The organism is Sphingobium sp. FW305-3-2-15-F-TSA7, from assembly GCF_058787155.1.
This window is the reverse complement of record NZ_JBYSZM010000010.1, coordinates 14,165-36,860: the sequence shown is the minus strand read 5'-3', so window position 1 is coordinate 36,860 and position 22,696 is coordinate 14,165. Positions and strand designations below refer to the sequence as shown.

The window sequence follows — 22,696 nt, the reverse complement described above, 5'->3', positions numbered from 1 at the left end:
GACCGATCCGTCCCCGGCGCGTCCGCATATATGGCCCCCCCGAGCCCATCATCTTCGTTCCGTCACCACCCGCATTGCTTGCCCTTGTTCTGCGTCTTGAGCCAGGATTGCAGCGGTGCGAAATAGGCGAGCATCGCCTTGCCGGAGATTTCGCGGCTGCCGGTGAAGGCCTGGAGCGCATCGGGCCAGGGCTTGGATGCGCCCATTTCGAGCATGGCATTGAGCTTCGCGCCGACCGCCTTGTCGCCATAGAATGAGCAGCGATGCAGCGGCCCCGTCCATCCCGCCTGCTTGCAGGCGGCCTGGTAGAATTGGAACTGGAGGATCCGGGCGAGGAAATAGCGGGTATAGGGCACCGCCGCCGGGACATGGAATTTGGCACCGGGATCGAAGCGGGTCTCGTCGCGCGCCACGGGCGGGACGATGCCCTGATAGCGCAGACGCAGATCGTTCCAGCCCTTCTCATAGCCAGTTGCCGGGATCTGGCCGCTGAACACACCCCAGCGCCATTTGTCGACGAGCAGGCCAAAGGGCAGGAAAGCGATCTTGTCCATCGCCTGGCGCAACAGCAGACCGAGATCCTTGTCCGCGGCAGGCACTTTCGCCTTGTCGAGCAGGCCGATGCTGACGAGATAGTCGGGCGTGATCGACAGCGCGACAAAATCGCCGATGGCTTCGTGGAAGCCGTCGTTCGCGCCGTTCAGGTAGAGATAGGGCTGCTTGTTATAGGCGCGCTGGTAATAATTATGGCCCAGTTCGTGATGGATCGTGACGAAATCGTCCGAATTCACCTTGATGCACATCTTGATCCGCAGATCGTCGACATTGTCGAGATCCCAGGCCGAGGCATGGCACACCACCTCGCGGTCGGCGGGCTTGAGGAATTGCGAACGCTTCCAGAATGTCTCGGGCAAGGGCGCGAAGCCGAGCGAACTGTAGAAGCCCTCGCCCGTCTTCACCATCTTCAATGGATCGTCGCCGCGCGCCTTCAGCAATTCGCCGACGTCATAACCGATATCGCCGGCGCCCGGGGGCGCCACCACGTCGTAGATATTGCCCCATTCCTGCGCCCACATATTGCCGAGCAGGTCGGCACGGATCGGTCCGGTCCTGGGCTGGACGGCATCGCCATATTTCTCATTGAGCTTGCCGCGCGTGTAGCAATGGAGTTCGTCGTAGAGCGGCTTGACGTCCTGCCAGAGCTTGTCGGTCAGCTTTGCGAAATCGTCGGCCGGCATGTCATATTGCGAGCGCCACATCGCGCCAACATCGGTGAAGCCCAGTTCGCGCGCGCCCGCATTCGCGATCTCGGTCATCTTCGCATAATCGTCGCGCATCGGCGCACCGACATTGTCGTGCCAGCTGACCCACATCTCCTTGAGCTTGGCGGGATCGCGCACCTCACCCATCGCGGCCTCGATATCGCTGCCCGAGATCGGCTTGCCGTTGACAGTGCCTTTGCCGCCACCATACAGTCCCTTGATGCGGGTCGCGACGGTCGCGAGTTCCGCCGCCGACCCCGGTGTCGTCGGTGCCGGCAAGGTGATGCCGCCGCGCAGCACATCGATCTTGCGCCGGGCATCGTATGAAAGGCCCGGCACCTTGTCGAACCGTGCCGCGTCCTTCGCCTGGCGTACGCGCATCTCGCTCTCCCGAGTCGCGAAAAGAGCGGCGATCGCGTTGGTGTCGTCGGTGATATAGGTCTCGTTGATCCAGTCGACCTGCGCCTTGGAGGTGCCGAATTCGCGCTGCTCCTTCTCGGCATCAGCGACGAATTTATCCGCATCCGCAGCGGTTTGGGCAAGAACGGGCGAAGCGCCCGCGAGCATGGTGACAAGCGCGATCGCTGACAATGCGGACTTCATCGGACTTCCTTGATCTGAACGCGAACCGGTTCCGCGATCCAGACTGAACCCGACGTCGAACATGGTCAAGACGCTAGAAATCGTGCAATTTCTTCACCAAGCTCCGGCCGGATCACCGCGCTCATATGCCCCCCGGGAATCTCGCGCACCACGGCATCGGGCAGCGCGCCGGCCAGCGCCGCATGCGATCCGTTGTCGTCGTCATCCTCGCCCGAGAGCACCAGCACCGGCAAATCGAGCGATTCGATATCGGCAACGGGCGTATCGACGAAGCTGTCGAGGATGCGCAGCAACGCAACCGGGTCGCCCTTCGTGGTCTTGAGGAACGCTTCCGCCATCCATTCGGGGCTGCCGCGCCGATGGCTGCCCAGATTGGTCAGGATATGGCGGAAATGGCCGGCGCGATCGCCGGTGTTGATCAGCCCCTGCAGCCCCATGCCCGCGATCACTGCCCTGCCCGGCGCCGCGCCGCCGACAAGCATCCGCACCGAGGTTCGCGCGCCGAGCGAGTAGCCGCCCAGATCATAGTCGGACAGGCCGAGATGCGCGATCAGCGCGAAGCCATCCTTTGCAAGCACATCGGGCGGATAGGCGGCCGGATCGTGCGGCTTGGCGCTCTGCCCGTGCGCGCGCAGATCGGGCATGATCACGCGATAGCCGGCGGCCGCGATCCGCGCGGCATGGCCGTAACGGATCCAGTTGGTGAAGGCGTCCGAGAAATAGCCATGGATCAGCACCAGCGGCCGCGCATCAGGCGCACCCATTTCGTGCCAGGCAAGCTCGACCCCGTCGAAGCTTGCAAAGCGATATGTCGAGACGTCAGTCGGGGAGCTTGCCAATGGCCTGGATCCAGCGGTCGTTGAGAGCCTGATATTCATCGGCGCGGTAGCGCGGCAGGCCGGCGGTGTCGATCCAGGCCTCGTGCATGCTTTCCACCGCGAAATGATGTTTGGGCCGAAACCGCGATGGATCGTCGAAGCTGCCGACGGTCAGATCGATAGTCTCACCATCGGGGAAGGCGAAGCCGAGCGGCGTGCCGCAGCGACTGCAGAACGGCCGGTGCGCGATCGGGGAACTCGCGTAATAGTCGGGCGCCTCCCCCGTCCAGCGGACCGCCGCCTTGGGCAGATTCTTGAACGCGACCGAGACGCCGCCCGTCGCGCGCTGGCAATAGCGGCAATGGCAGAGATAGGCATCGTCATTCGCGACATCGGCTTCGTAACGGACCCGCCCGCACTGGCAGCCGCCGGCCATCGGCTCGCTCATCGCGCTCTCCATCGCACCCAGGCGGCGGCCAGCAGCCCACCGACAAAGGCAAGCCCCATGTCCTTCTGCGCGTCCCACATATCGCCCTGCTGGCCATTATAGTCATCGGCCATTTCGGGCGCGACGGCCAGCGTCAGCAGCCCTTCGAAAATCTCGTAGAGCGCGCCGACCGACAGCACAAAACCGAGCGAGACGATCGCGGCGAGCCCGCGCGACTGACCGCAATGTCGGCGCGCAATCTCTCGCACCGGTGCGTAGAAGAGCAGCCCGAAGGCGAAATGGACCAGCCGGTCATAATGGTTGCGCGTCCAGCCGAACCAGCCGCTCGGCGTTCCGCCCGTCAATGCGCGCGCCCATTCGTCATAGGGCACGCTCGAATAGGTATAACGCCCGCCCAGCGTGTGGAGCGCAAAGAACAGGACCAGTGCGACGACCGCGCCGTCGCTGAGCGGCCAGCGGCGCAGCAGCATCGGTGCCAGGATCAGCAGCAGCGCGGTCGGCGCGTGGTGAAGCCAGGCGATTTCCGGAAAGGGCTGAGCGATCTGCGCGAGGATCAGCATGATGCCCAGCGCGACGAAGGCGCGGAACTGCGCAGCCGGGAGCGCGCGCAAATCGGCCAGCAGTTGCATCGCCTGCAACTGGCCGAGCCTGAAACGCAATTCAACTGACCTTGTATATAATAAGCATTGTTATTATATCGTACGTCATGAGCGACCCTCTTGGCTTCCTTGTTGCCGACGTGTCGCGCCTGCTTCGCCGCAGCTTCGACGAAAAGGCGCGCACCATCGGCGTCACCCGCCCGCAATGGCGCGTGCTCACCTTGCTGGCGCGCCGCGAGGGCATCAACCAGGGCGGAATCGCCGAACTGCTGGAAGTCGAGCCGATCACCTTGAGCCGCATGATCGACCGGCTGCAGGAAGCGGGCCTGGTCGAGCGGCGCGCCGATCCCAATGACCGGCGCGCCTGGCAGCTTTTCCTGACCGACAAGGCCACGCCGATCATCGCGCAGCTCAAGGGCTGGGCGGAAGAGCTGTTCGGAGAAGCGCTGGACGGATTCAGCGAGTCCGAAGAGCAGCAGCTCAATGCGCTGCTCACGCGTGTTCAAGAGAATCTGTCGCGCAGGGGCGACGAGTGCGGAGTACGTGCACATGGCTGATCTGGGCGAACCCGTGGTTCTGGAAGACGCGAAGCCGATCGAACGCCCGATTGCGCTGGAATTGCCGGCCGAAACCGAAGCCGTCGCGGAGAAGCCGCGCCGCAAATGGGGCCGGCTGGCGCTGATGCTGTCGGTGCCGCTGCTGATCGCCGCGATCGGCGGTTATTTCTGGCTGACCGGCGGACGCTATGTTTCCACGGACAACGCCTATGTCCAGCAGGACATGGTCTCGATCGGCCCCGATGTGACGGGCCGGATCGTCGATGTGCGCGTGAAGGAGAATCAGCGCGTCAAGGCCGGCGACATATTGTTCGTCATCGACCCCGAACCCTATCGCATCGCGCTTGCCCAGGCCGATGCCGCGATCGCCACGGCGCGTGTCCAGGTCGCGACGCTGTCGACCGACACGGGCGGGGCCGCCGCCGATATCGAGAGCGCGCGCGCCGATATCCAGCTGGCCCAGGCCACTTTCGATCGCCAGAATGCGCTGATGCAGCGCGGTTTCACGACGCGCGCCAGCCTCGATGCCGCGCGGCACGAAGTCGCCGCATCCAAAGCGCGGCTTGCCAATGCCCAGGCCGATGCGGCCCGCGCGACCACGCAGATCGGCAGCGGCACGACCGCCTCGGGCACGCCCGCCGCGATCCAGGCGGCGCTCGCCCAACGGCAAAAGGCCGCACTCGACCTGTCGCGGACCGTCGTCCGCGCGCCCGCCGACGGTATCGTCAGCCAGACCAACCGTTTGCAAGTGGGCAACGTCACCCCTGTCGGTTTCCCCGCCCTCAGCCTGGTGATGAGCCAGGGCGCCTGGATCGAAGCCAATTACAAGGAAACCGACCTCGACCATATGGCGGTCGGCCAGCCGGTCCGCATCAAGCTCGACGCCTATCCCGAGCTCAAGATCACCGGCCATGTCGCCAGCATCGGTGCGGGCACAGGATCCGAATTTTCGGTGCTTCCCGCGCAGAATGCCAATGGCAATTGGGTGAAGGTGACGCAGCGCGTGCCCGTGCGCATCGCGATCGACAACGCGCCGCCGCGCGCGATGATCGCCGGGCTGAGCGCGAACATCACCGTGGATACCAAGAACGGCCGTGACTGATCCCGCGCCCGGCCAGGCGATGCTTGCCGTCAAGCATCGCTGGCTGCTCACCATCGGCATCATGGGCGCGATGGTTATGCAGATCCTCGACACGACGATCGCGAACGTCGCACTGCCGCACATGCAGACCAGCCTGGGCGCGACGATGGACAGCGTCACCTGGGTGCTGACCAGCTACATCGTCGCATCGGCGATCGCGATCCCCGCGACGGGCTGGCTGTCGGGGCGGTTCGGATCGCGCAACCTGTTCCTGTTCGCGGTGGCAAGCTTCATCATCGCTTCGATGCTGTGCGGCATCGCCGTCAGCCTTGAGGAAATGGTGGTGTTCCGCGTGATGCAGGGCATCGCCGCCGCCTTCATCAATCCGTTGTCACAGACCGCGATGCTCGACATCAATCCGCCGGAGCGACAGGCAAAAGCGATGGCGGTCTGGGGCATGGGCGTGATGATCGGCCCGATCATGGGGCCCGTGCTCGGCGGATGGCTGACCGAGAATTACAATTGGCGCTGGGTATTCTACGTCAACGTCCCCGTCGGCCTGCTGACGCTCGGTATCCTCTGGGCGCTGCTGCCCTCGCGACCGAAAGAGACGCGCTCGTTCGACATGATGGGCTTTGCGATGATCTCGATCGCGGTCGCGAGCTTCCAGTTGATGCTCGACCGCGGGCAGCAGGAAGACTGGTTCGCGAGTTGGGAGATCATCATCGAGGGCGGCATCGCACTCGCCGCGCTCTGGGTTGGAATCGTCCATCTCGCCACCGCCAAGGCGCCGCTGTTCGACCGGCACATCTTCAAGAACCGCAACCTGGTGATGGGCATGATCTTCATGCTGATCATCGGCATGTCGACCATGGCGCCGATGGCGCTGCTGCCGTCGATGCTCCAGCAACTGTTCGGCTATCCGGTCATCGACACGGGGCTGATGATGGCGCCGCGCGGACTGGGCGTGCTCGTCACCATGTGGCTGGCGGGCCAGCTCATGGGTCGGGTCGACACGCGGCTGGTCGTCTCGGTCGGCTTCGTGATCTTCGGATGGTCGCTGTTCCAGATGTCGGGCTGGTCGCTCGACATGGATTATTGGCCGGTCGTCACCGCCGGCTTCGTCCAGGGGCTGGGCATGGGCCTGGTCTTCATGCCGCTCAACTCGCTCGCCTTCGCGACGTTGAGCGCGCATTACCGGACCGACGGCGCCAGCCTGCTCAACCTGATGCGCAATATCGGCCAATCGGCCGGCATCTCGATGGTGACCGTCCTCCTCGCCCGCAACACGCAGACGAGCCATGCCGATCTCTCGCAGCACGTCACTGCCGGAACCGTGCCGTCGCTCGATCTGAGCGCGCTCGGCCGCTTCGGTGTGGTTTCCGACGGCGTGTTCGGTGCGATCAACGCGGAAGTCTCGCGCCAGGCGGCGATGATCGCCTATCTCGACGATTTCTACCTGATGGCGATCATCTCGGTGGCGGTGATTCCGCTGGTGCTGTTGCTCAAGAAACCCAAGGGCAAGCTCGAAGCGGTGATCGCGGAATAGGCCGGATCATCGCCGCCCCGTCCGCGACCGGCGGGTTCAGGCCGCCTTCTTCAGATGGCGGCGGCCGAGCAGTTCGGCGATCTGGACCGCGTTGAGCGCAGCGCCCTTGCGGAGATTATCCGAAACGCACCACAGCACCAGGCCATTGTCCACCGTCGGATCCTCGCGGACGCGGCTGACGAAAGTGGCATAGTCGCCGACGCATTCGACGGGGGTGACGTATCCGCCGTCCTCGCGCTTGTCGATGAGCATGATACCCGGCGACTCGCGCAGGATCGACTGCGCCTGCTTGGCCGAGATCTCGTTCTCGAACTCGATCGTGATCGCTTCGCTATGGCCGACGAACACCGGCACGCGCACGCAGGTCGCGACGACCTTGATCTTGGGGTCGAGGATCTTCTTCGTCTCGACGACCATCTTCCACTCTTCCTTGGTGAAGCCGTCATCGAGGAAGCTGTCGATATGGGGGATCACGTTGAAGGCGATCTGCTTGGTGAATTTGTGCGCCTCGGCGGAATCGCCGACGAAGATGTTGCGGCTCTGCTCGAACAGTTCGTCCATGCCCGCCTTGCCCGCGCCCGACACCGACTGATAGGTCGAGACGACGACGCGCTTGATCTTGGCGGCGTCGTGCAGCGGCTTGAGCACCACCACCATCTGCGCGGTCGAACAATTGGGGTTCGCGATGATGTTCTTCTTGGCGTAGCCGTCGATCGCTTCCGGATTCACTTCGGGCACGATCAGCGGCACGTCCGGATCCATCCGGTAAAGCGACGAATTGTCGATCACGGTGCAGCCGGCGGCCGCGGCGATGGGCGCGTATTTCCTGGTGGCTTCGGAGCCGATCGCGAAGATCGCCATGTCCCAGCCGGTCCAGTCGAAATGCTCGATATTCTGGACCTTCAGGGTCTTGCCGGTCTCACCGAACTCGATCTGGTCGCCCTGGCTACGCGACGATGCGACGGCCGCGACCTCATCCGCCGGAAATTCGCGCTCCGCCAGAATGTTCAGAACTTCGCGCCCGACATTGCCGGTCGCGCCGGCAACCACCACCCGGTAGCCCATTTTCACGCACTCCACATGAGCGATTGCGAGCCGGCATCAGCCGACGGCCCGGAAATCGCAACGCGCAAGATAATAAAGAGAGCGCGGTCTAGCGCCGCTCACGCAATTGTCCAGTGGCGCGGGGCGGTTCGCACGCAAGTTATTGTCCTGGCGCGACCAGCTCTACTTCACCGCGCGCGCCAGGAATCGCTCGATCGTGCCATAGAGATGCGGGCTGATTCCTGGTCCCGCGACACGGTGCCCCTGCCCCGGATAGACCATGGTCTCGAACGGAATCGCGTCCTGCTGAAGCTTCGCCATCAGCGCGGTGGAATTGTCGAACACGACATTGTCGTCCGACATGCCGTGGATCAGCAGTAGCGGATCGCGGATCCTGCCCGCATCGGCGATGGCATCGGAGATCTGATAGGGTTTCGGATCCTTCGCCGGATTGCCGAGATACCGCTCGGTATAATGGGTGTCGTAAAGTTCCCAGCGCGTGACCGGTGCGCCCGAGACGCCCGCGGCGAAGACGCCCGGCGCCTTTTCGAGCAGCTTGAGCACCATATAGCCGCCATAGGACCAGCCATTGACGACGATCCGCTTGGGATCGACGAAATCCTGCGCCTTGAGCCAGTCAACACCCTTGAGCTGATCGGCGACCTCCACATTGCCCATATGGTGATAGATGTGATCTTCGAATGCCTTGCCGCGATCGGGGGTGCCGCGATTGTCGATCGAGAAGACGATCCAGCCCTTCTGCACCCAATATTGCGGCAATCCGCCTTCCCAGACATTGGCCGCCTGTCGCCCCCCATTGGGGCCGCCATAGACCTGGAGGATCACCGGATAGCGTTTGCCGGGTTCGAGCTTCGGCGTGCGCAGCTCGTAATGGAGCGTGGTGCCGTCTTCCGCCTTCAGCGTGCCGTAAGTCGGCAAGGCATGGCTCGCCATATAGGGCGCATAAGGATGCTCCCCCGTCACCGCATTCTGTTCGATCCATTGCAGGCGCTTGCCCGCGCTATCGGCGAGATAGGTCTGCGGCGGCTGCCCCTGGTTTGAACGGGTGACGATGAAGCGGCTCGCCGAGCGATCCATCGCCGCGTCATTGTCGAATCCTGCCTCGGTCAGCTTGACCGGCTTCGCACCCGGCTTCGCATAGTCGAGCGCATAGAGCTGCCATTCGATCGGCGTGTCGGGATTGGCGGTGTAATAGAGCCGGCGCTTCGCCTGATCGACGCCCACCAGTTTCTGGACCACCCATGGACCTTTGGTCAGCTGGGTCAGATTGCCCTTTTCCCAGCGATACAGATGCTTGTAGCCATCGCGTTCCGACGACCAGATCAGGCTGCCGTCGCGCAGGGCGCGGAAATCCTCGTGCAGGTTGAGCCAGGTCTTCGCCTCTTCCTCGATCACCGGCACGATCTTGCGCGTGGCGATATCGGCCTTGAGCAGAGACAGTTTGGTCTGCGCCCGATTCTGCCACTGGATGTAGAGCGACTTGCCGTCGGGCGCCCAGTCGACGCGGGCGAGATAATAGTCGGGGTCATCGTCCAGATCGAGCTTGAACGCATCCGATCCGTCGGCGCGCATCACATAAAGATCGACCTTCGCATTGGGCGTGCCCGCCTTTGGGTAGCGCTGGTCGTAGACTTTGGTGCCATCGGTGCCGATCGCGGCGCGCGTGACGACCTCGACCGCGCTTTCGTCGACGCGCGCGACCGCGACATGGCTGTCGTCGGGCGACCACCAATGGCCGCGCCGGCGATCCATTTCCTCCTGCGCGACGAACTCGGCGACGCCCCAGGAGAGCGTACCGCCGCCATCATTGGTGAGCTGGCGCTCCTTGCCGGCGACAAGGTCATAGACGAAGAGATTCTGGTCACGAACGAACGAGACGAAGCCGCCCTTGGGGCTGACGGTGCCGTCGAGTTCGCTGGTCGCGGTTTCGGTCAGCCGGCGCGTGCTGCCGTCGAGCCCGGCCAGATAGAGATCGCCGTCGAGCGGAACCAGGATCGAGCGGCCGTCGGGGCTCCAGTCATAAGCGACGATGCCCTTGTAGTCGGCGATGCGAGCGCGCTCGCGCTGCATCTTCTCGGCTTCGCTCAGCGCTGCGCCGCTGCCGAGCTTCGCGGAATCGATCAGCATCCGCGACGCCCCCGTCACGGTATCGACCGCCCAGAGATCGTAGCGCTCCTTTTCGTCGGCCCGGTTGCGCAGCGATGTCAGCCACTTGCCGTCGGGCGACAGCCGCAGCGCGCGCGGTGCCGGACCGGACAGAGCAGGATTGCCGTAGATGCGTTCGAGCGTGAGCCCGGTCGGCTGCTGTTGCTGCCCTTCAGCCTGGGCGGCGGCGGGCATGGTCATGGCAGCCGCCAGGACGGTCGACAACAGCAAGGTCTTGAGCATCCGATACTCCGAAAAAGCAAACGGGCGCCGGCTTGCGCCGACGCCCGTTCGATAACTGTCATTCGCAAGGCGCGAAAGCCGATCAGGCCTTTGCGGCGTCCTGACGGGGATCGCGACGCTCGGCGATACGCGCCGACTTGCCGGTGCGGCCACGCAGATAATAGAGCTTGGCGCGACGCACGGCGCCCTTGCGCACCACTTCGATCGAATCGATGTTGGGCGAATAAAGCGGGAAGACGCGCTCGACGCCCTCGCCGAACGAAATCTTGCGGACGGTGAACGACGAACCCATGCCCTTGTTGGCGCGGGCGATGCAGACGCCCTCATAGCTCTGGACGCGGGTGCGCTCGCCTTCGACGACCTTCACGCCGACCTTCAGCGTATCGCCGGGACGGAAATCGGGAATCGACTTGGCTTCGTTGAACTTTGCGATCTGCTCGGCTTCGAGCGTCTGGATGAGGTTCATCTCATCTGTCCTTCTTCTCTCGCTGCGCACCAGAGGGCGACCCGACCCGAGCGCCACCGTGGCGCTCCCAAAGGTCCGGCCGCCTTAGCCGTGTATCGCTTTCCGCCTGGGCTTTTCGCCAGGCAGCGATCTTCGCATGATCCCCCGATCGCAGCACTTCGGGGATCGTGCGCCCCTCCCATTCGACAGGTCGGGTATAATGCGGATATTCGAGCAGCCCCGTTTCGAAGCTCTCGTCATCTCCGCTTGAAGCGGCGCCCATTACGCCGGGAAGCAGCCGAATGCAAGCGTCGAGCAGTATGATCGCGGCGGTCTCCCCGCCCGAGAGGATATAGTCGCCGATCGAGATCGGCTCGATCGGCCGCGCTTCGAAAATGCGCTCGTCGAAACCCTCGAACCGCCCGCACAATATGGTGACACCCGGCCCCGCCGCCAGCGTGCGCACACGATCCTGGGTCAGCGGCCGTCCGCGCGGCGTCATCGCCAGCACGGGCGCGTCGGGCTGGAGCACCAGTGCGTGATCGACCGCCGCGGCCAGCACATCGGGCTTCAACACCATGCCCGCCCCGCCGCCGGCCGGCGTATCGTCGACCGAGCGATGCTTGTCGGTCGCGAAATCGCGGATCTGGACGGTGTCGCACGACCATTTGCCCTCGGCGAGCGCACGCCCGGCAATCGACATGCCAAGCGGCCCGGGGAACATCTCGGGATAAAGCGTCAGTATCTGGCAGGCGAAACCCATTATTGCGGCACGACCCGGTAGCGCAGCGCCTGGACGGTGAGCGGCGCGGTCGGCGCGAGCAGCAGCATGCCGTCCAGCTTGCCGCGCTCGCAATCGAGGCGAAATGTCGCGGACATCGCACCGGTCGGCGTCAGCGGCTGGGCCGTTGCACATGCGCCGACCTGCTTCTTGAGATCGGCAAAGACGAGCCGCCAATTCTCGGCCGAGCGATCGAGCAGGAAGTTCATCGCGAGCTTGCCCTGGAGCGGCGCCAGATCGCCCGCCGCATAGGCCGCGCGCGAGGCTTCGAACAGGCTTGCCAGCGCCGGCGCCACAGGCGTTTCGCGCCGTTTGAGCGATCCGGCCTTGAGCATCGTCACCGCCGCATCCCAGGCGGGTCCCGAAGGGCCGGCATAGGTGCGGTTCGCCAGCGCAAAGATGCCGACGCCATATTCGGGCATCAGCATCACATGCGATCCATAGCCGGGATAGCCGCCGCCATGCGCCATGGTGAGGCCCAGATCGCAATCCTGCGCGACGCGCCAGCCCATGCCATAGCCGGTCGCTTCCATGCACGCCTCGGCGCCACTCGAACCGATGCGACGCTGGACCGACACGAAATTGAGCCCCTGCGCGATCTCACGCACGGTGGAACGCTTGACCGGGCCATTATCGGCATCGTCGCGCGGCGGCCAGGCCGAGAGCAGGAAGGCCACCCATTTGGCATAATCATTGGCGCTGACCTGAAGCCCGCCCATTGCGTTGAAGGCGCCGTCCTTCATTGTCGGTTCTTCGGACCAGGCCTCATTCTCCCAGCGATAGCCGATCGCGCGGCGTTCGATGGGTGCGTCGGTCACCTGGAAGCCACTCGAGTTCATGCCCAGCGGCTTCAGGATCGTGCGCTCGACATAGGTGCGATAGGGCATGCCCGATGCGCTGGCGACGATCCGCCCGAGCAGCGCATAGCCATAGTTCGAATATTCGTGCTGCATCTGCGGGGCACGGCTGAACGGCACTCCCGCCTTGATCATCGCGGCGAAATCATCGTGCGGCAGGACCTGCTGGCGATCGCCCCAGGGATCGTCGGTCACGAGCCCGCCGACGTGATGCAGCAGGTCGCGCACGCGGATCCGCGGCGAATCCTTGGTCGGATAGGTCCAGCCGCGCATCTCGGGCACATATTTCTCGGCGAGATCGTCGAGCGACAATTTGCCGGCATCGCGCAGCGACAGGATCGAAAGCGCGGTGAACGCCTTGGTCATCGATGCGATGCGGAACAGGCTGTCGGCGGTGACGCCGCGTTTCGCGGTCAGTTCCTGGACGCCGATCCCCTTCACATAGACCAGCCGGCCATCGCGGACGATGCCATAGACCATGCCCGGCACATGCGCCTCGGCCTGGAACTTCGCGAAGATCGCGTCGACCTCCGGCACGATCCGCTCGATATCGGGTGCCGAGGCGGGCTGGGTGACGGTCTGCGCCGATACGGGGCACGCAATCGACAGCAACGATACCGCCGCCAGGATACCCAATCTCGAACCCATGCCATCCTCCGCCCTTCGATGCCGAACGGAAGGCTCTAGAGCCTGATCGCTTGAGGTGGAAGCGTTTCGCTCAGCCCTTCCGCTTCTTGAAGCTGAGGTCGCGGAAATCGAAGCTCGGATCGGTGGTCGGCGACACCGCCTTCATCGTGAACCCTTCGACCTGGCGCCCGAAATCCTGCGAGAAGCGGACAAAGGCGTCGGCATTCAGGCTGCGGTCGTTCCACTTCACCACGAACACGTCGCCGCTATAGGGATAAAGCCGCCCTTCGAGACCCTTGGTGCGGCTGAAGCGCATCACCAGCCCATCCTTGCCCAGGCGTACCGAGACGTCGCCGCGCCACGCATCGGCATAGGTGCCCGCATAGGCCGAAAGCGGCAGAGCCGGACCGGTCGTCTTGCCGCTCAGCGTGGTTTCGACCTGCGCCGCGATCTTGCGCACCTGATCATCCTCCTGATCGGTCGCCTCTTTCAGCAATTTCACCCAATCCTGGCCGTCCCCACCCAGGAAGGTCTCGACGATCTGGAGCGTGATCGCGATCTTGGTCGCCTGATGCTGCTGGTTGGCGAGGACGACCACGCCGAAGCGGGATTCGGGCAGTAGCGCGACCATCGAACTCATGCCGCCGACTTCGCCGTCATGATAGACCAGCGTCTGCCCGCGCATGTCGGCGACGCTCCATCCCAGGCCATAGGATTGGAACCGCATGCCGGCCGCCGCCGCCAGCCCCTCGCGATCGACCGGCAGCAATGTCTGCGGCGTCCAGAGTTCCAGGCTCTGCGTCTTGCTGAGCAGCGGCTTTCCGGCGGCATCGCCGCCATCGGCGAGCAGCATGTTCATCCATTTCGCCATGCCCGGAATGTTGCACTGGATGGAGCCCGCCGGCCCCACCATTTCGAGATCGTCGGGCGTCACTTTCTGCAGCGCGCTTCCCACCATCGAATGCGGCGCGGCGGCACTGGCCCCGCCCTCCAGCCGGCTGCGATTGACCGCGCAGGGCGCCATGCCGAGCCGGCGGAGCAGCCGGGTCTCGACGAAATCCTCCCAGCTCTGCCCCGTCACCGCCGGAATGACCTGCCCCGCGACGACGTAGAGAAGATTGTCATAGGCATAGCGCGACCGGAAACTGGACGACGGCTTCAGAAAGCGCAGCGTCCGGATGACGTCTTCGCGCGTGAAGTCGGTGGCAGGTACGAACAGCAGATCCCCGGCATAGGACGGCAATCCGCTGCGATGCGTCAACAGATCGCGGATCGTGAATTCGCGGGTGACATAGGGATCGTACATCCGGAACTCCGACAGATGATCGATCACCTTGTCGTCCCAGCCGATCTTGCCTTCGTCGACCAGCAGGGCAAGTGCCGCGGCGGTGAACGCCTTGGTGTTCGAACCGATGGCGAAGATCGTTTCGGGCGTGACCGGCGCCCGGTTGCCGATGTCGCCGACGCCATAGCCCCTGGCAAAGACGAGCTTGCCATCCTTGACGATCCCGACCGACACGCCCGGCGTTCCGAAGGTCCGCATCGCGGCGTCGACGAGCCCATCGACGCTCTTGGGATCGACGGGCACGGCCTTCGAACTGTCGGCAACCTGCGCGCCGACCGGCGCGGATGCGATGGCGATCGATGCAGCGGCCAGCGACCAGGCAAATGTCCAGCGTCGTTTCATATGCGTCTCCTGCGCACCGACGATGCGGTGCGTGTCCTGAAATCATGAGGAAGGTCGACGGGCGTTCAGCGGTGCGCCGGACTCCGCGTGAAGTGCAGATCCCATACCCTCTCGTTGCCGACCGAAAGTTCGGACACCCCGCCATTGCCGTCGCGACGGAAGCGGACCAGCGTGTCGCCGATCGTGAAGGCGTCACGATAGGCAGCAGCCAGCGGGAACGCCTCGTCGGGCCGTCCGCGCAATGCCATGGTCAGCTGGCCATCACGAAGCGCAACGACATAAGCCGCCTCCGCTTCATCGCTGGCATAATCGCCGACGAACTTTTCCAGCTCTCCGGCGGTCGGCACAAACCCTGGCGCGCTCCGGTAACGCGAGATCGCGCCGAACTCGTCCTGCAGCGCAAAACGGTCGCGCCCTTCGAAGCGCAGCACGATCCCCTCGGTGCGATATTCGGTCTCCGAAACCGATGCCAATTCGACCTGACCGGCCAAGGTCAGTTTGCCCGCCTCGCCTTTCAACGTCAGTGGCATTCCCGTCGATTCTTCGACGAACAGGCCACCAGGAGCGATTGTGCGGACCGTTCGTTTTCCGTTCGGTGCCGCCCGCGAAGAAATTGGCGGCAGGAGCAGATTTGCGGTTTCGTGCGCGAGACTGCCAGCATCGATGTTGGCGGCGTTGCAGAGCACGGCAATCGACAGCCCGGTCTGGGGATAACGGCCGAGCCATGCCGTATAGCCTGCCGTGGCCCCCGGATGCGCGACTTCCCGATATCCGCGATAATCGCTGACGATCAGGCCCCTGGCATAATTGACCTCATGCCCCGAACTGAGGACCGCGCGCGTCTCCAGTCCCTTGGTGACGAACGCCCCCAGCCGGCCGTCGGCCAGCGCCGCATTCCATCGCAGCAGATCACCCGCCGTCGTCAGCAATCCGCCATTTCCATAGGCATTTTCGAACGGCATGCGCTGCACATAGCCATCGGGCGATTTGACATAGGCGACCGCCCGGTTCTTCACGATCCGCCGGAAATCGTCGCGCCACTGCGTGTGGGTCATGCCGAGCGGTTCGAAGAATTCGGCCCGGCTATAATCGGCAAGCGACTTGCCGCTCACCCGTTCGACGATCAACGCCAGCAGATTGTAGCCGGTGTTGGTGTAGGAATAATGCGTACCGGGCACGAAATTGAGCGACTTTTGCCGCGCCGCGATGCGCAGGACATCGTCCATCGTGTAGATGCGCGTCGTGCGCGGCCAGCCCGCGATGATCTGCACCCCGCCCCAGTCGCGCAGCCCGCTGGTGTGATGAAGCATGTGATCGATCGTGATGACATGGCCATAATCGGGCAGTTCCGGCAGATATTTCCGGACATCGTCGGTCAGCGCGACCTGGCCGCGCTCGGCCAGGCGCAACACTGCCGCGGCAGTGAACTGCTTCGACGAAGATCCCGCCTCGATCACGGTCTCCGCGTCGATCGCGATGCCATGTTCGAGATCGGCGTCACCATAGGCGCGTACCATGTCGGGCTGCCCCTTTCGGCCGACGCCGATGGCGCAGCCGGGCGTGCCGGACTTCCAGTTTGCGAACAGGCGGTCGATGTCCGACGTGGGATCGGCGGCCATGGCGGGGGACATCCCCCAACTACTCGACAGCAGCAGCCCAGCGATGGCCAGAGTGCGTGAAACGGAGCGATAAGAATTCATTGCACGATCCCGTTCATCCAAAATTCCAGCCGACCAGATTCCATTTCAGGAAGAATAGCGTCAGCATGATCGCGGCCACGCCCACTGCTGTGTGATAGAGGCGGCTGCGAAGGTTCCAGTATCTCCCGGTCCACGCCTTCAGCAGGGTCAGCAGGAACACTGCGGTCAGGCCGATGAAAAGGATCGGCATCGCCAGCGCGACCGTCCACGAGGTCGGGACCTGGCTGAGCCGCTCGACCAGATCGGTCGCGACCAGCAGGAAGGCGAGGACGACGACGCTGAGCGTCCCCCAGATCGCGACCGCCGCCGACAGCCACACCGCTCGCCGCTCCGGCCGCGTCATCGCGGCGATCAGGCGTGCCCGATAGAAGAGACCGAGGATCACTGAGACGAACAGCGCGAGCGACAGGCCAAGCACGGGATACCAGAAACCGTTCCTGTCGAAGAACGGGACGCGTTCGAGCGGCGCGAACGACAGGAAATCGAGGAACATGTGGGTGACGTCGCCGGCGGCGTTGGTGCGAAAGGCGATTTGCCGGGTTCCGCCGACTTCCTGGAACAGATTGGGCGCGATCGACGCCAACTGCACCTCCTCGTCACCCGATCCCATGCTCAGCCGGTTGTCCGAGACCGAGACGGACAGTTGCGACAACAGGCCGTAGACTTTGTCGATATCGCTGTGATTGCGTCGCGTGAATTCATAGCTGCCCGCATATTTCTCGAGCGAGCCCGTCGCCATGGCGTTCGGTGCTGTTTGCGGCTTGGGATAAAGCCGGGCGATCAGCGCCTTGGCCAGATTTTCGGCGGCAACATCACCCTGCCCGCCGCTGAACGAGATGAAGACGCCAAGCTGTCGCGCTGGGAACAGATACATTTCGGTGTTGAACAGCGGATCAGAACCACCATGCGCCCAGGCGCGCTCGCCACCGATATTCTGCCCATAATAGCCCAGTCCGATCGGGGGCAGTCGCGGATCGAGCGTGAATGAGGGGCTCTGCATGCGCTGCATGCTCGTAGGCGTCAGAATGGATTTGCCTTCATACTGGCCGCCCTGCAACGCCGCGATCATGAAATGGGTCATGTCGATCGCAGAGACAGATCCCGATCCTGCCGGGCGGAAACCGCCTTCATAGGTGGCCGGCTTGCGCACGAAACCACCGCCCTCGCGGGCATAGCCCACCACCTTGAACGGCGCGAGCGCGGCCGGCACCGGTTCGTGAACCGTGGCGTAGCGCATGCCGAGCGGCGCGAAGATGCGCTGTTCGACATAGTCTTCATAGGGGATGCCGCTGACCTGTTCGACGATCAGTCCGGCAAGCGCCGCGCCATAGTTGGAATAGGACGGCATCGTGCCGGGCGGGCTGACACGGGCCGGGATATGCGCGGCCAGTTTCTGCGCGATCGACGGCGCGCCCTTCAGATCGGTGGTGATGCCATAGCCGACGCCCCCTTCTTCGAAGCCGGCCGTATGCGTCATCAAATGGCGCAGCGTGATCGGCTGCTTGTAGGTTGCCGGAATCTTGAAGGTCCGGAGATAGGTGTTGATGTCGGCATCGAGGTCGAGCCTGCCCTGCTCGACAAGCTGCATCACCGCCGTCCAAGTGAAGAGTTTCGTGGTCGACGCGATGCGGAACAGGTGCTTTTCGGGATCGACCGGTGCGCCGCGCTCGATATCGGAGAAGCCATAGCCCTTGGCGAACAGGAGCTTGCCGTCCTTCACGATCGAGATGACGCCGCCGGGGATCTTTCCATGATCCATTTCCGACTTCATCAGTCCGTCGATGAACGGTTCGAGCATCGCGATTTCGGGCTCGGCCCCGGCCGAGGGAGCGGCCGGCGCCGATGCGACCAACGGGATCGGTTCCGGCCGGGCGGCGATCAGCAACGCACCGGTTCCCATCAACAGGCTCGCCAGCACGCCCAGCAGGATTGTCCTTGCGGAACCCTTCACGGTCCTTCTCCCGATTTCAGAAAGTGGCATCGAGGCTCAACCCGATGGTCCGCGGCTGCAGCACGACGGACGAAACATAGTTACGGAAGGTCGAGATCAGGGCACTGTTGGTATAGGCCCTGCGATCCGTGAGGTTCCGGACGTAAAGGCCGAAGTTCCAGCGGCCGCTGGAAATGCTCGCCTGCAGGTCGATCGCGTCATAGGCCGGCAGGATCAGACCGTTTTCCGTTCCCTCGACGCTGTTCCGTCGCTTGCCGATATAGCGATAGCCGGCACCGAGGTCCGCACGCCACTCTCCGCCGATCGCGAAACCGTAGCTCGCGGTCAGCGACCGCGTCCAGCGCGGCGCCGCCGGCAGGCGCGCGCCGTTCGCCCAGCCCTCGTCCGGCACCGCTTCGGTGAGAAAGGCGTCGGTATAGGCAGTGTTGAAACCGAGCGTCAGGCCCTTGGCCGGCTGAAGCAGCGCGGCAAGTTCGACGCCCTGGCTGCGGGCCGTGCCGCCATTGGCGCCATAGCTGAGATTCTGCTCGGTCGTCGTCTCGACCTGGATGTTCTTCCAGTCGATGCGATAGACCGAGACGTCGACATGGAGGAGGCGATCGAACAGATCGCCTTTGAAGCCGGCTTCATAATTGACGATGGTGTCGGCATCCACCTGTCGCGGCACGCCGGGCAGGATCGGGTTCGGCCCGCCCGGCCGATAGCCGCTGGCCACGCGCGCATAGAACATCACGTTCCGGCTCAGGCGATATTGCGGGCTGATCGCATAGGTCACCACATCGTCCCGCGAACGGCCATGCGCTGCCCCCTCCGCAAGCGGATCCAGCAGGTTGCGGGCAGTATTCTGGTGCAGCGATTGCGTATTGCGCGCCCAGCGCAGTCCGCCGGTGATGTCGAATGCCTCGGACAGTTTGACGGTCGCGTTGGCGAAGGCCGCGATCTCGCGATAGCCACTGTCGAGATCGGCCGACATGATCGGATCGAACCCCGGCACGCCGGCACCGGTGACGATATCCTTGGCGGTGAGAAGCTGACTCGCCTTGGTCTGCTCGTCGTTGAAATAGAGGCCGAGCATCCATTGCAACCGCCCCGGCGACGAGGCCAGTCGCAATTCCTGGGTGAAGCGACTGAGCTGGGCACGCGATTCCAGCCCCGACAGCCCCGGCTCCGGAAGCGCAGCGCCGAAGATCGCCGAAAAATCCTGCACGCCCAGCAGGCTGGATCGCGAATAGCTGGTCGCCGAGGTGAATTCGGCCCAGCCCAGTTTCCAGGTCACCGTCGAAGCCAGGAAATGCACTTCTTTTCTGAACGGCTCGCGCAGAAGATTTCCGTTGGTCAGATCACCGCCGAGCGGCCCCAGCGCGACGGCCCCGTCCGTGTCGCGTGCCACGATCGCATTGTCGTCGGACGTGATGCGCTGCGTGATCGCGGTCAGCTTGATCGAAAGCTGGTCGCTGGGTTTCCAGAGCAACGCGATCCGCCCGCCCTGCTGCAACAACGTGTTCTGGTCTTTCCGACCGGTGACATAATTGTCGATGAAGCCGGGCGTATCCTGGCGGAACAGACTCGCCCGCACGGCAAGTTCGCCCGCAACGATCGGCACGTTCAGGCTGACCCGGCCGGCATAGCCCGGATCCGAAGCGCCCTTTGTCGCGAAGCCCTCGCCGCCCACGCGCATCTCGAAATCGTTCAGATCGGGGCCGCGCGTCACATATTTGAGCAGGCCGCCCATGCTGTTCGCGCCGTAGAGCGTGCCCTGGGGACCGCGCAGGACTTCGACCCGCTCCAGATCATAGGGCATCATGTCGAACGACGTCGCGGCCTCCGCCGAATAGCCGTTGCTCGATCCCAGCGGCGCCTCGTCGATATAGGTCGCGACCATCGTGGTATCGCCGCGCGCATTCAGCCCGCGCATCGTGATCGATGCCTGGCCGGCGGACCCGCCGCTCTCGACGATCAGGCCGGGCACATAGGCTGCATAGTCATGCAGGCTGCTGGCATGCAGGCGTTCGAGCTGCCGGGTGCCGACGACGCTGATCGAGATCGGCACATCCTGTGCCCGCTCGAGGCGCTTCTGCCCCGTCACCACGATCTCCGGATAGTCTTCGGGGTCGGTTTCGATCGTCTCCACGGCGGCGCTGGTCGGGCCGCTGCGCGCGCCACCGCTCCGCTTCACCACAAAGGTGCTGGCATTGACCCGCTGGAAGGTCAGGCCGGTTCCGAGCAGGATCCTCTCGAGCGCCTGCACAGGCTCGACATTGCCGCGCAGCGGCCCGGACAGCCGATTGCGCACGTCATTCGCATCGAAGACGATTTCGGCGCCGCTCTGCTTGCCGAACAGCTCCAGCGCGCTGGAGAGATCCTGACGCGGGATGTTGAAGCTCCGCATGGTCTGTGCCGCCGCCGGCGAAGCCGTCAGGACCAGGGCCGTCCCGACAAGAGCCCATGATCGCACGCCGCCAAATCCGCCTGAAAACATAAAAAGCCTCCCCTGCGCCATTGACGGCGCGATCACCGCAGTTCCGCGGCCTCGGAGGAGAAAGATGACACAATCAGAAAATCCCTCCCGAGTTCGGAGAATTTTTTCTCATTGGTCCGATTTGGCCCCGCTCCAGTCCAGAATCACCGCGCCTTGCGCGGGGCGACGAACCTCCAGCGGATAGAATGCGGTCATAGCGGCAAGGAAATTTTCCGGCCGCGCGGTGCTGAAGACTCCGCTGACCCGCAGGTTCGCGATCTTTGGATCCTCGACGATGATCTGGTCGCGCGTATAGCGGTTCATCTCCGCCAGCGCCGAGGCCAGTGGTTCGTCGCGGAAGATGAGTTGGCCCTGCCGCCAACTGGTCGCCTGCTCGACATCGGCCGCGCTGACCACCACGGCATGAGTCTCGTCGGTGGCAAGCTGTTCGCCCGGCTGAAGGCTGATGGGATCCATCGCCGGCAGATTTCCCGGCGCACCGGCCGCACGCACCGAATCGACGACCACCCGGCCGGCGGTCAGGACGATACGCACCCGGCCCCGATCCACACGAACGTCGAAGGCGGTTCCAACCGCTGTGGTCCGCAAGCCGCCCGCAGTCACGACGAACGGACGGTCCTTGTTCCTGGCGACCTGAAACAGACCCTCGCCCTGGAGCAGACGCACATCGCGCCGGCCGGGCGTGAAAGCGACCTCCAGGACGCTGTTGGTGTTGAGCGACACGATCGACCCGTCATCGAGTGTGAATCGCGACCGTTCCCCTATTTTGGTGACATAACGCCGCGCTGCCGCGTCGGCAGGCGACTGATCCCTCCCTGCAACGATCGTAGCCAGCGGGGATATGTCGCCCGCCGGGCGGGCAATGGTGAACCAGATGCCCGCGCCCATGGCGATCGCCGCCGAAGCGGCGACCAGACGCAGCGGCACGGAAATCCGCCTGGGCGCCGGTCCCATGGCCAGGGCCGCTTTCCGCATCGTGCGAACATCCTCATCCGATGCAATCGCACCGAAATCCTCCACCCCGGCCTCCGCGTCCCGATAGGCGAGCGCATTGGCCGGGTCGCGCATCCAGGCCTCGAAGGATGCTTCGTCCCGCTTCGTCATCAGCTTCAGCCGATGGCGCGCAAGCCAGTAAAGGGCGGAATCGTCCTCGCGCGACATGCCGTTATCGGCGCCGGTCTGTCCTGGCCGGATCATTGCAGACATGTCCGCATCATTGCAGGCGCGTCCGCAGATAGGCGATCGCCCGCATCATGTCCTTCTCGACGGTGCTGACCGCGACACCCAGGCGCTGCGCGATCTGTACGCCCGTCAGTTCCTCAAAACGATTGAGGACAAACACGGTCCGCACGCGTTCGGGCAATTCCTGCAACGCCTGCACCATCAGACGATAGGCCTCTTTGCCGAGCAGGATCCGTTCGGGCGACAATTCGTCATGCGTATCGGCATAATCGTCATCATATGGATGTTCCACATCCAGCCTGCGCCGGATCCGATGCCGCCCGCGTTCGCGCAACAGATTGGCGGCGATCTGGAAGATATAGCCTTCGACATTGTCGATATCGCCCAGCCGGGCGCGTCGCAGCAGGCGCAGGAAAACCTCTTGGGTCAGATCCTCGACATCGCCCGCCCCCGCCAGCCGCCGGGAAAAATATCGCCGGATCGCATCGGCATAGCGCGCGGAAAGATCGGCAACCACCTTTGCATCCGCGGCTTGCAATGGCGGCGTGGCGGCGTTCAAGGCTTCACCTTCCCGGTCACGGTCGCGGTACGGACCGCCAGGCGCATGATCGCTACAA

General features: G+C 63.9%; 18 protein-coding genes. 3 read left to right on the top strand and 15 right to left on the bottom strand.

Features of this window, described 5'->3' with window-relative positions:
* Positions 1–62 precede the first annotated feature (62 nt).
* The 4 genes from AC3WN8_RS09745 to AC3WN8_RS09730 all read right to left on the bottom strand — a co-directional run bounded on the left by AC3WN8_RS09745 (position 63) and on the right by AC3WN8_RS09730 (position 3,790).
* Positions 63–1,865, bottom strand: a complete 1,803-nt coding sequence (locus AC3WN8_RS09745) for a M2 family metallopeptidase (protein WP_492669213.1) — start codon at positions 1,863–1,865, stop codon at positions 63–65.
* Positions 1,866–1,930: 65 nt separating this feature from the next.
* A complete protein-coding gene (locus AC3WN8_RS09740) occupies positions 1,931–2,704 on the bottom strand; it encodes an alpha/beta fold hydrolase (RefSeq protein ID WP_492669212.1) in 774 nt (257 codons plus the stop codon).
* The gene (locus tag AC3WN8_RS09735; protein WP_492669211.1) at positions 2,685–3,131 is read right to left on the bottom strand and encodes a GFA family protein; all 447 of its coding nucleotides are present in this window, start codon (positions 3,129–3,131) and stop codon (positions 2,685–2,687) included. Before AC3WN8_RS09735 ends, AC3WN8_RS09740 begins: the two co-directional genes overlap by 20 nt.
* A complete protein-coding gene (locus AC3WN8_RS09730) occupies positions 3,128–3,790 on the bottom strand; it encodes a DUF2238 domain-containing protein (RefSeq protein WP_492669210.1) in 663 nt (220 codons plus the stop codon). The genes AC3WN8_RS09735 and AC3WN8_RS09730 overlap by 4 nt, the downstream gene beginning before the upstream one ends.
* 47 nt (positions 3,791–3,837) lie before the next feature.
* Here AC3WN8_RS09730 and AC3WN8_RS09725 point away from each other — a divergent pair, with 47 nt between their 5' ends.
* The 3 genes from AC3WN8_RS09725 to AC3WN8_RS09715 are packed head-to-tail and all read left to right on the top strand — an operon-like array spanning position 3,838 to position 6,917.
* Positions 3,838–4,287 (top strand): MarR family winged helix-turn-helix transcriptional regulator, encoded by a 450-nt coding sequence (locus tag AC3WN8_RS09725; RefSeq protein ID WP_492669209.1) that lies wholly within the window; start codon positions 3,838–3,840, stop codon positions 4,285–4,287.
* Positions 4,280–5,389, top strand: coding sequence for an HlyD family secretion protein (locus AC3WN8_RS09720; protein WP_492669208.1), 1,110 nt, complete (start codon positions 4,280–4,282; stop codon positions 5,387–5,389). The genes AC3WN8_RS09725 and AC3WN8_RS09720 overlap by 8 nt, the downstream gene beginning before the upstream one ends.
* The gene (locus tag AC3WN8_RS09715) at positions 5,382–6,917 is read left to right on the top strand and encodes a DHA2 family efflux MFS transporter permease subunit (RefSeq protein ID WP_492669207.1); all 1,536 of its coding nucleotides are present in this window, start codon (positions 5,382–5,384) and stop codon (positions 6,915–6,917) included. Before AC3WN8_RS09720 ends, AC3WN8_RS09715 begins: the two co-directional genes overlap by 8 nt.
* Before the next feature lie 36 nt (positions 6,918–6,953).
* Here AC3WN8_RS09715 and AC3WN8_RS09710 read toward each other — a convergent pair whose 3' ends face one another.
* The 11 genes from AC3WN8_RS09710 to AC3WN8_RS09660 all read right to left on the bottom strand — a co-directional run bounded on the left by AC3WN8_RS09710 (position 6,954) and on the right by AC3WN8_RS09660 (position 22,638).
* Positions 6,954–7,982 (bottom strand): aspartate-semialdehyde dehydrogenase, encoded by a 1,029-nt coding sequence (locus tag AC3WN8_RS09710; RefSeq protein WP_492669206.1) that lies wholly within the window; start codon positions 7,980–7,982, stop codon positions 6,954–6,956.
* 162 nt (positions 7,983–8,144) lie between these two features.
* Entirely contained in the window at positions 8,145–10,370 is a 2,226-nt protein-coding gene (locus tag AC3WN8_RS09705) for a S9 family peptidase (RefSeq protein ID WP_492669205.1), read from the bottom strand.
* Between the two features lie 82 nt (positions 10,371–10,452).
* Complete coding sequence (rplS, locus tag AC3WN8_RS09700; RefSeq protein WP_492669204.1) at positions 10,453–10,836, bottom strand: 50S ribosomal protein L19; 384 nt, start codon at positions 10,834–10,836, stop codon at positions 10,453–10,455.
* A 1-nt stretch (position 10,837) separates the two neighbouring features.
* A complete protein-coding gene (gene trmD / locus AC3WN8_RS09695; RefSeq protein WP_492669203.1) occupies positions 10,838–11,578 on the bottom strand; it encodes a tRNA (guanosine(37)-N1)-methyltransferase TrmD in 741 nt (246 codons plus the stop codon).
* Positions 11,578–13,101, bottom strand: a complete 1,524-nt coding sequence (locus AC3WN8_RS09690; RefSeq protein ID WP_492669202.1) for a serine hydrolase domain-containing protein — start codon at positions 13,099–13,101, stop codon at positions 11,578–11,580. The genes trmD and AC3WN8_RS09690 overlap by 1 nt, the downstream gene beginning before the upstream one ends.
* 70 nt (positions 13,102–13,171) lie before the next feature.
* Positions 13,172–14,767 carry a serine hydrolase gene (locus tag AC3WN8_RS09685; protein WP_492669201.1) on the bottom strand — a complete coding sequence of 532 codons (1,596 nt, stop codon included), beginning with the start codon at positions 14,765–14,767 and terminating at the stop codon, positions 13,172–13,174.
* Positions 14,768–14,832: 65 nt separating this feature from the next.
* A complete protein-coding gene (locus AC3WN8_RS09680; RefSeq protein WP_492669200.1) occupies positions 14,833–16,386 on the bottom strand; it encodes a serine hydrolase domain-containing protein in 1,554 nt (517 codons plus the stop codon).
* A 94-nt stretch (positions 16,387–16,480) separates the two neighbouring features.
* Positions 16,481–18,418, bottom strand: a complete 1,938-nt coding sequence (locus AC3WN8_RS09675; protein WP_492669199.1) for a serine hydrolase domain-containing protein — start codon at positions 18,416–18,418, stop codon at positions 16,481–16,483.
* Positions 18,419–18,434: 16 nt separating this feature from the next.
* Positions 18,435–20,897 (bottom strand): TonB-dependent receptor, encoded by a 2,463-nt coding sequence (locus tag AC3WN8_RS09670; protein WP_492669198.1) that lies wholly within the window; start codon positions 20,895–20,897, stop codon positions 18,435–18,437.
* Positions 20,898–21,005: 108 nt separating this feature from the next.
* Complete coding sequence (locus AC3WN8_RS09665; protein WP_492669197.1) at positions 21,006–22,103, bottom strand: FecR family protein; 1,098 nt, start codon at positions 22,101–22,103, stop codon at positions 21,006–21,008.
* A gap of 7 nt (positions 22,104–22,110) precedes the next feature.
* Complete coding sequence (locus tag AC3WN8_RS09660) at positions 22,111–22,638, bottom strand: RNA polymerase sigma factor (protein ID WP_492669196.1); 528 nt, start codon at positions 22,636–22,638, stop codon at positions 22,111–22,113.
* Positions 22,639–22,696 lie beyond the last annotated feature (58 nt).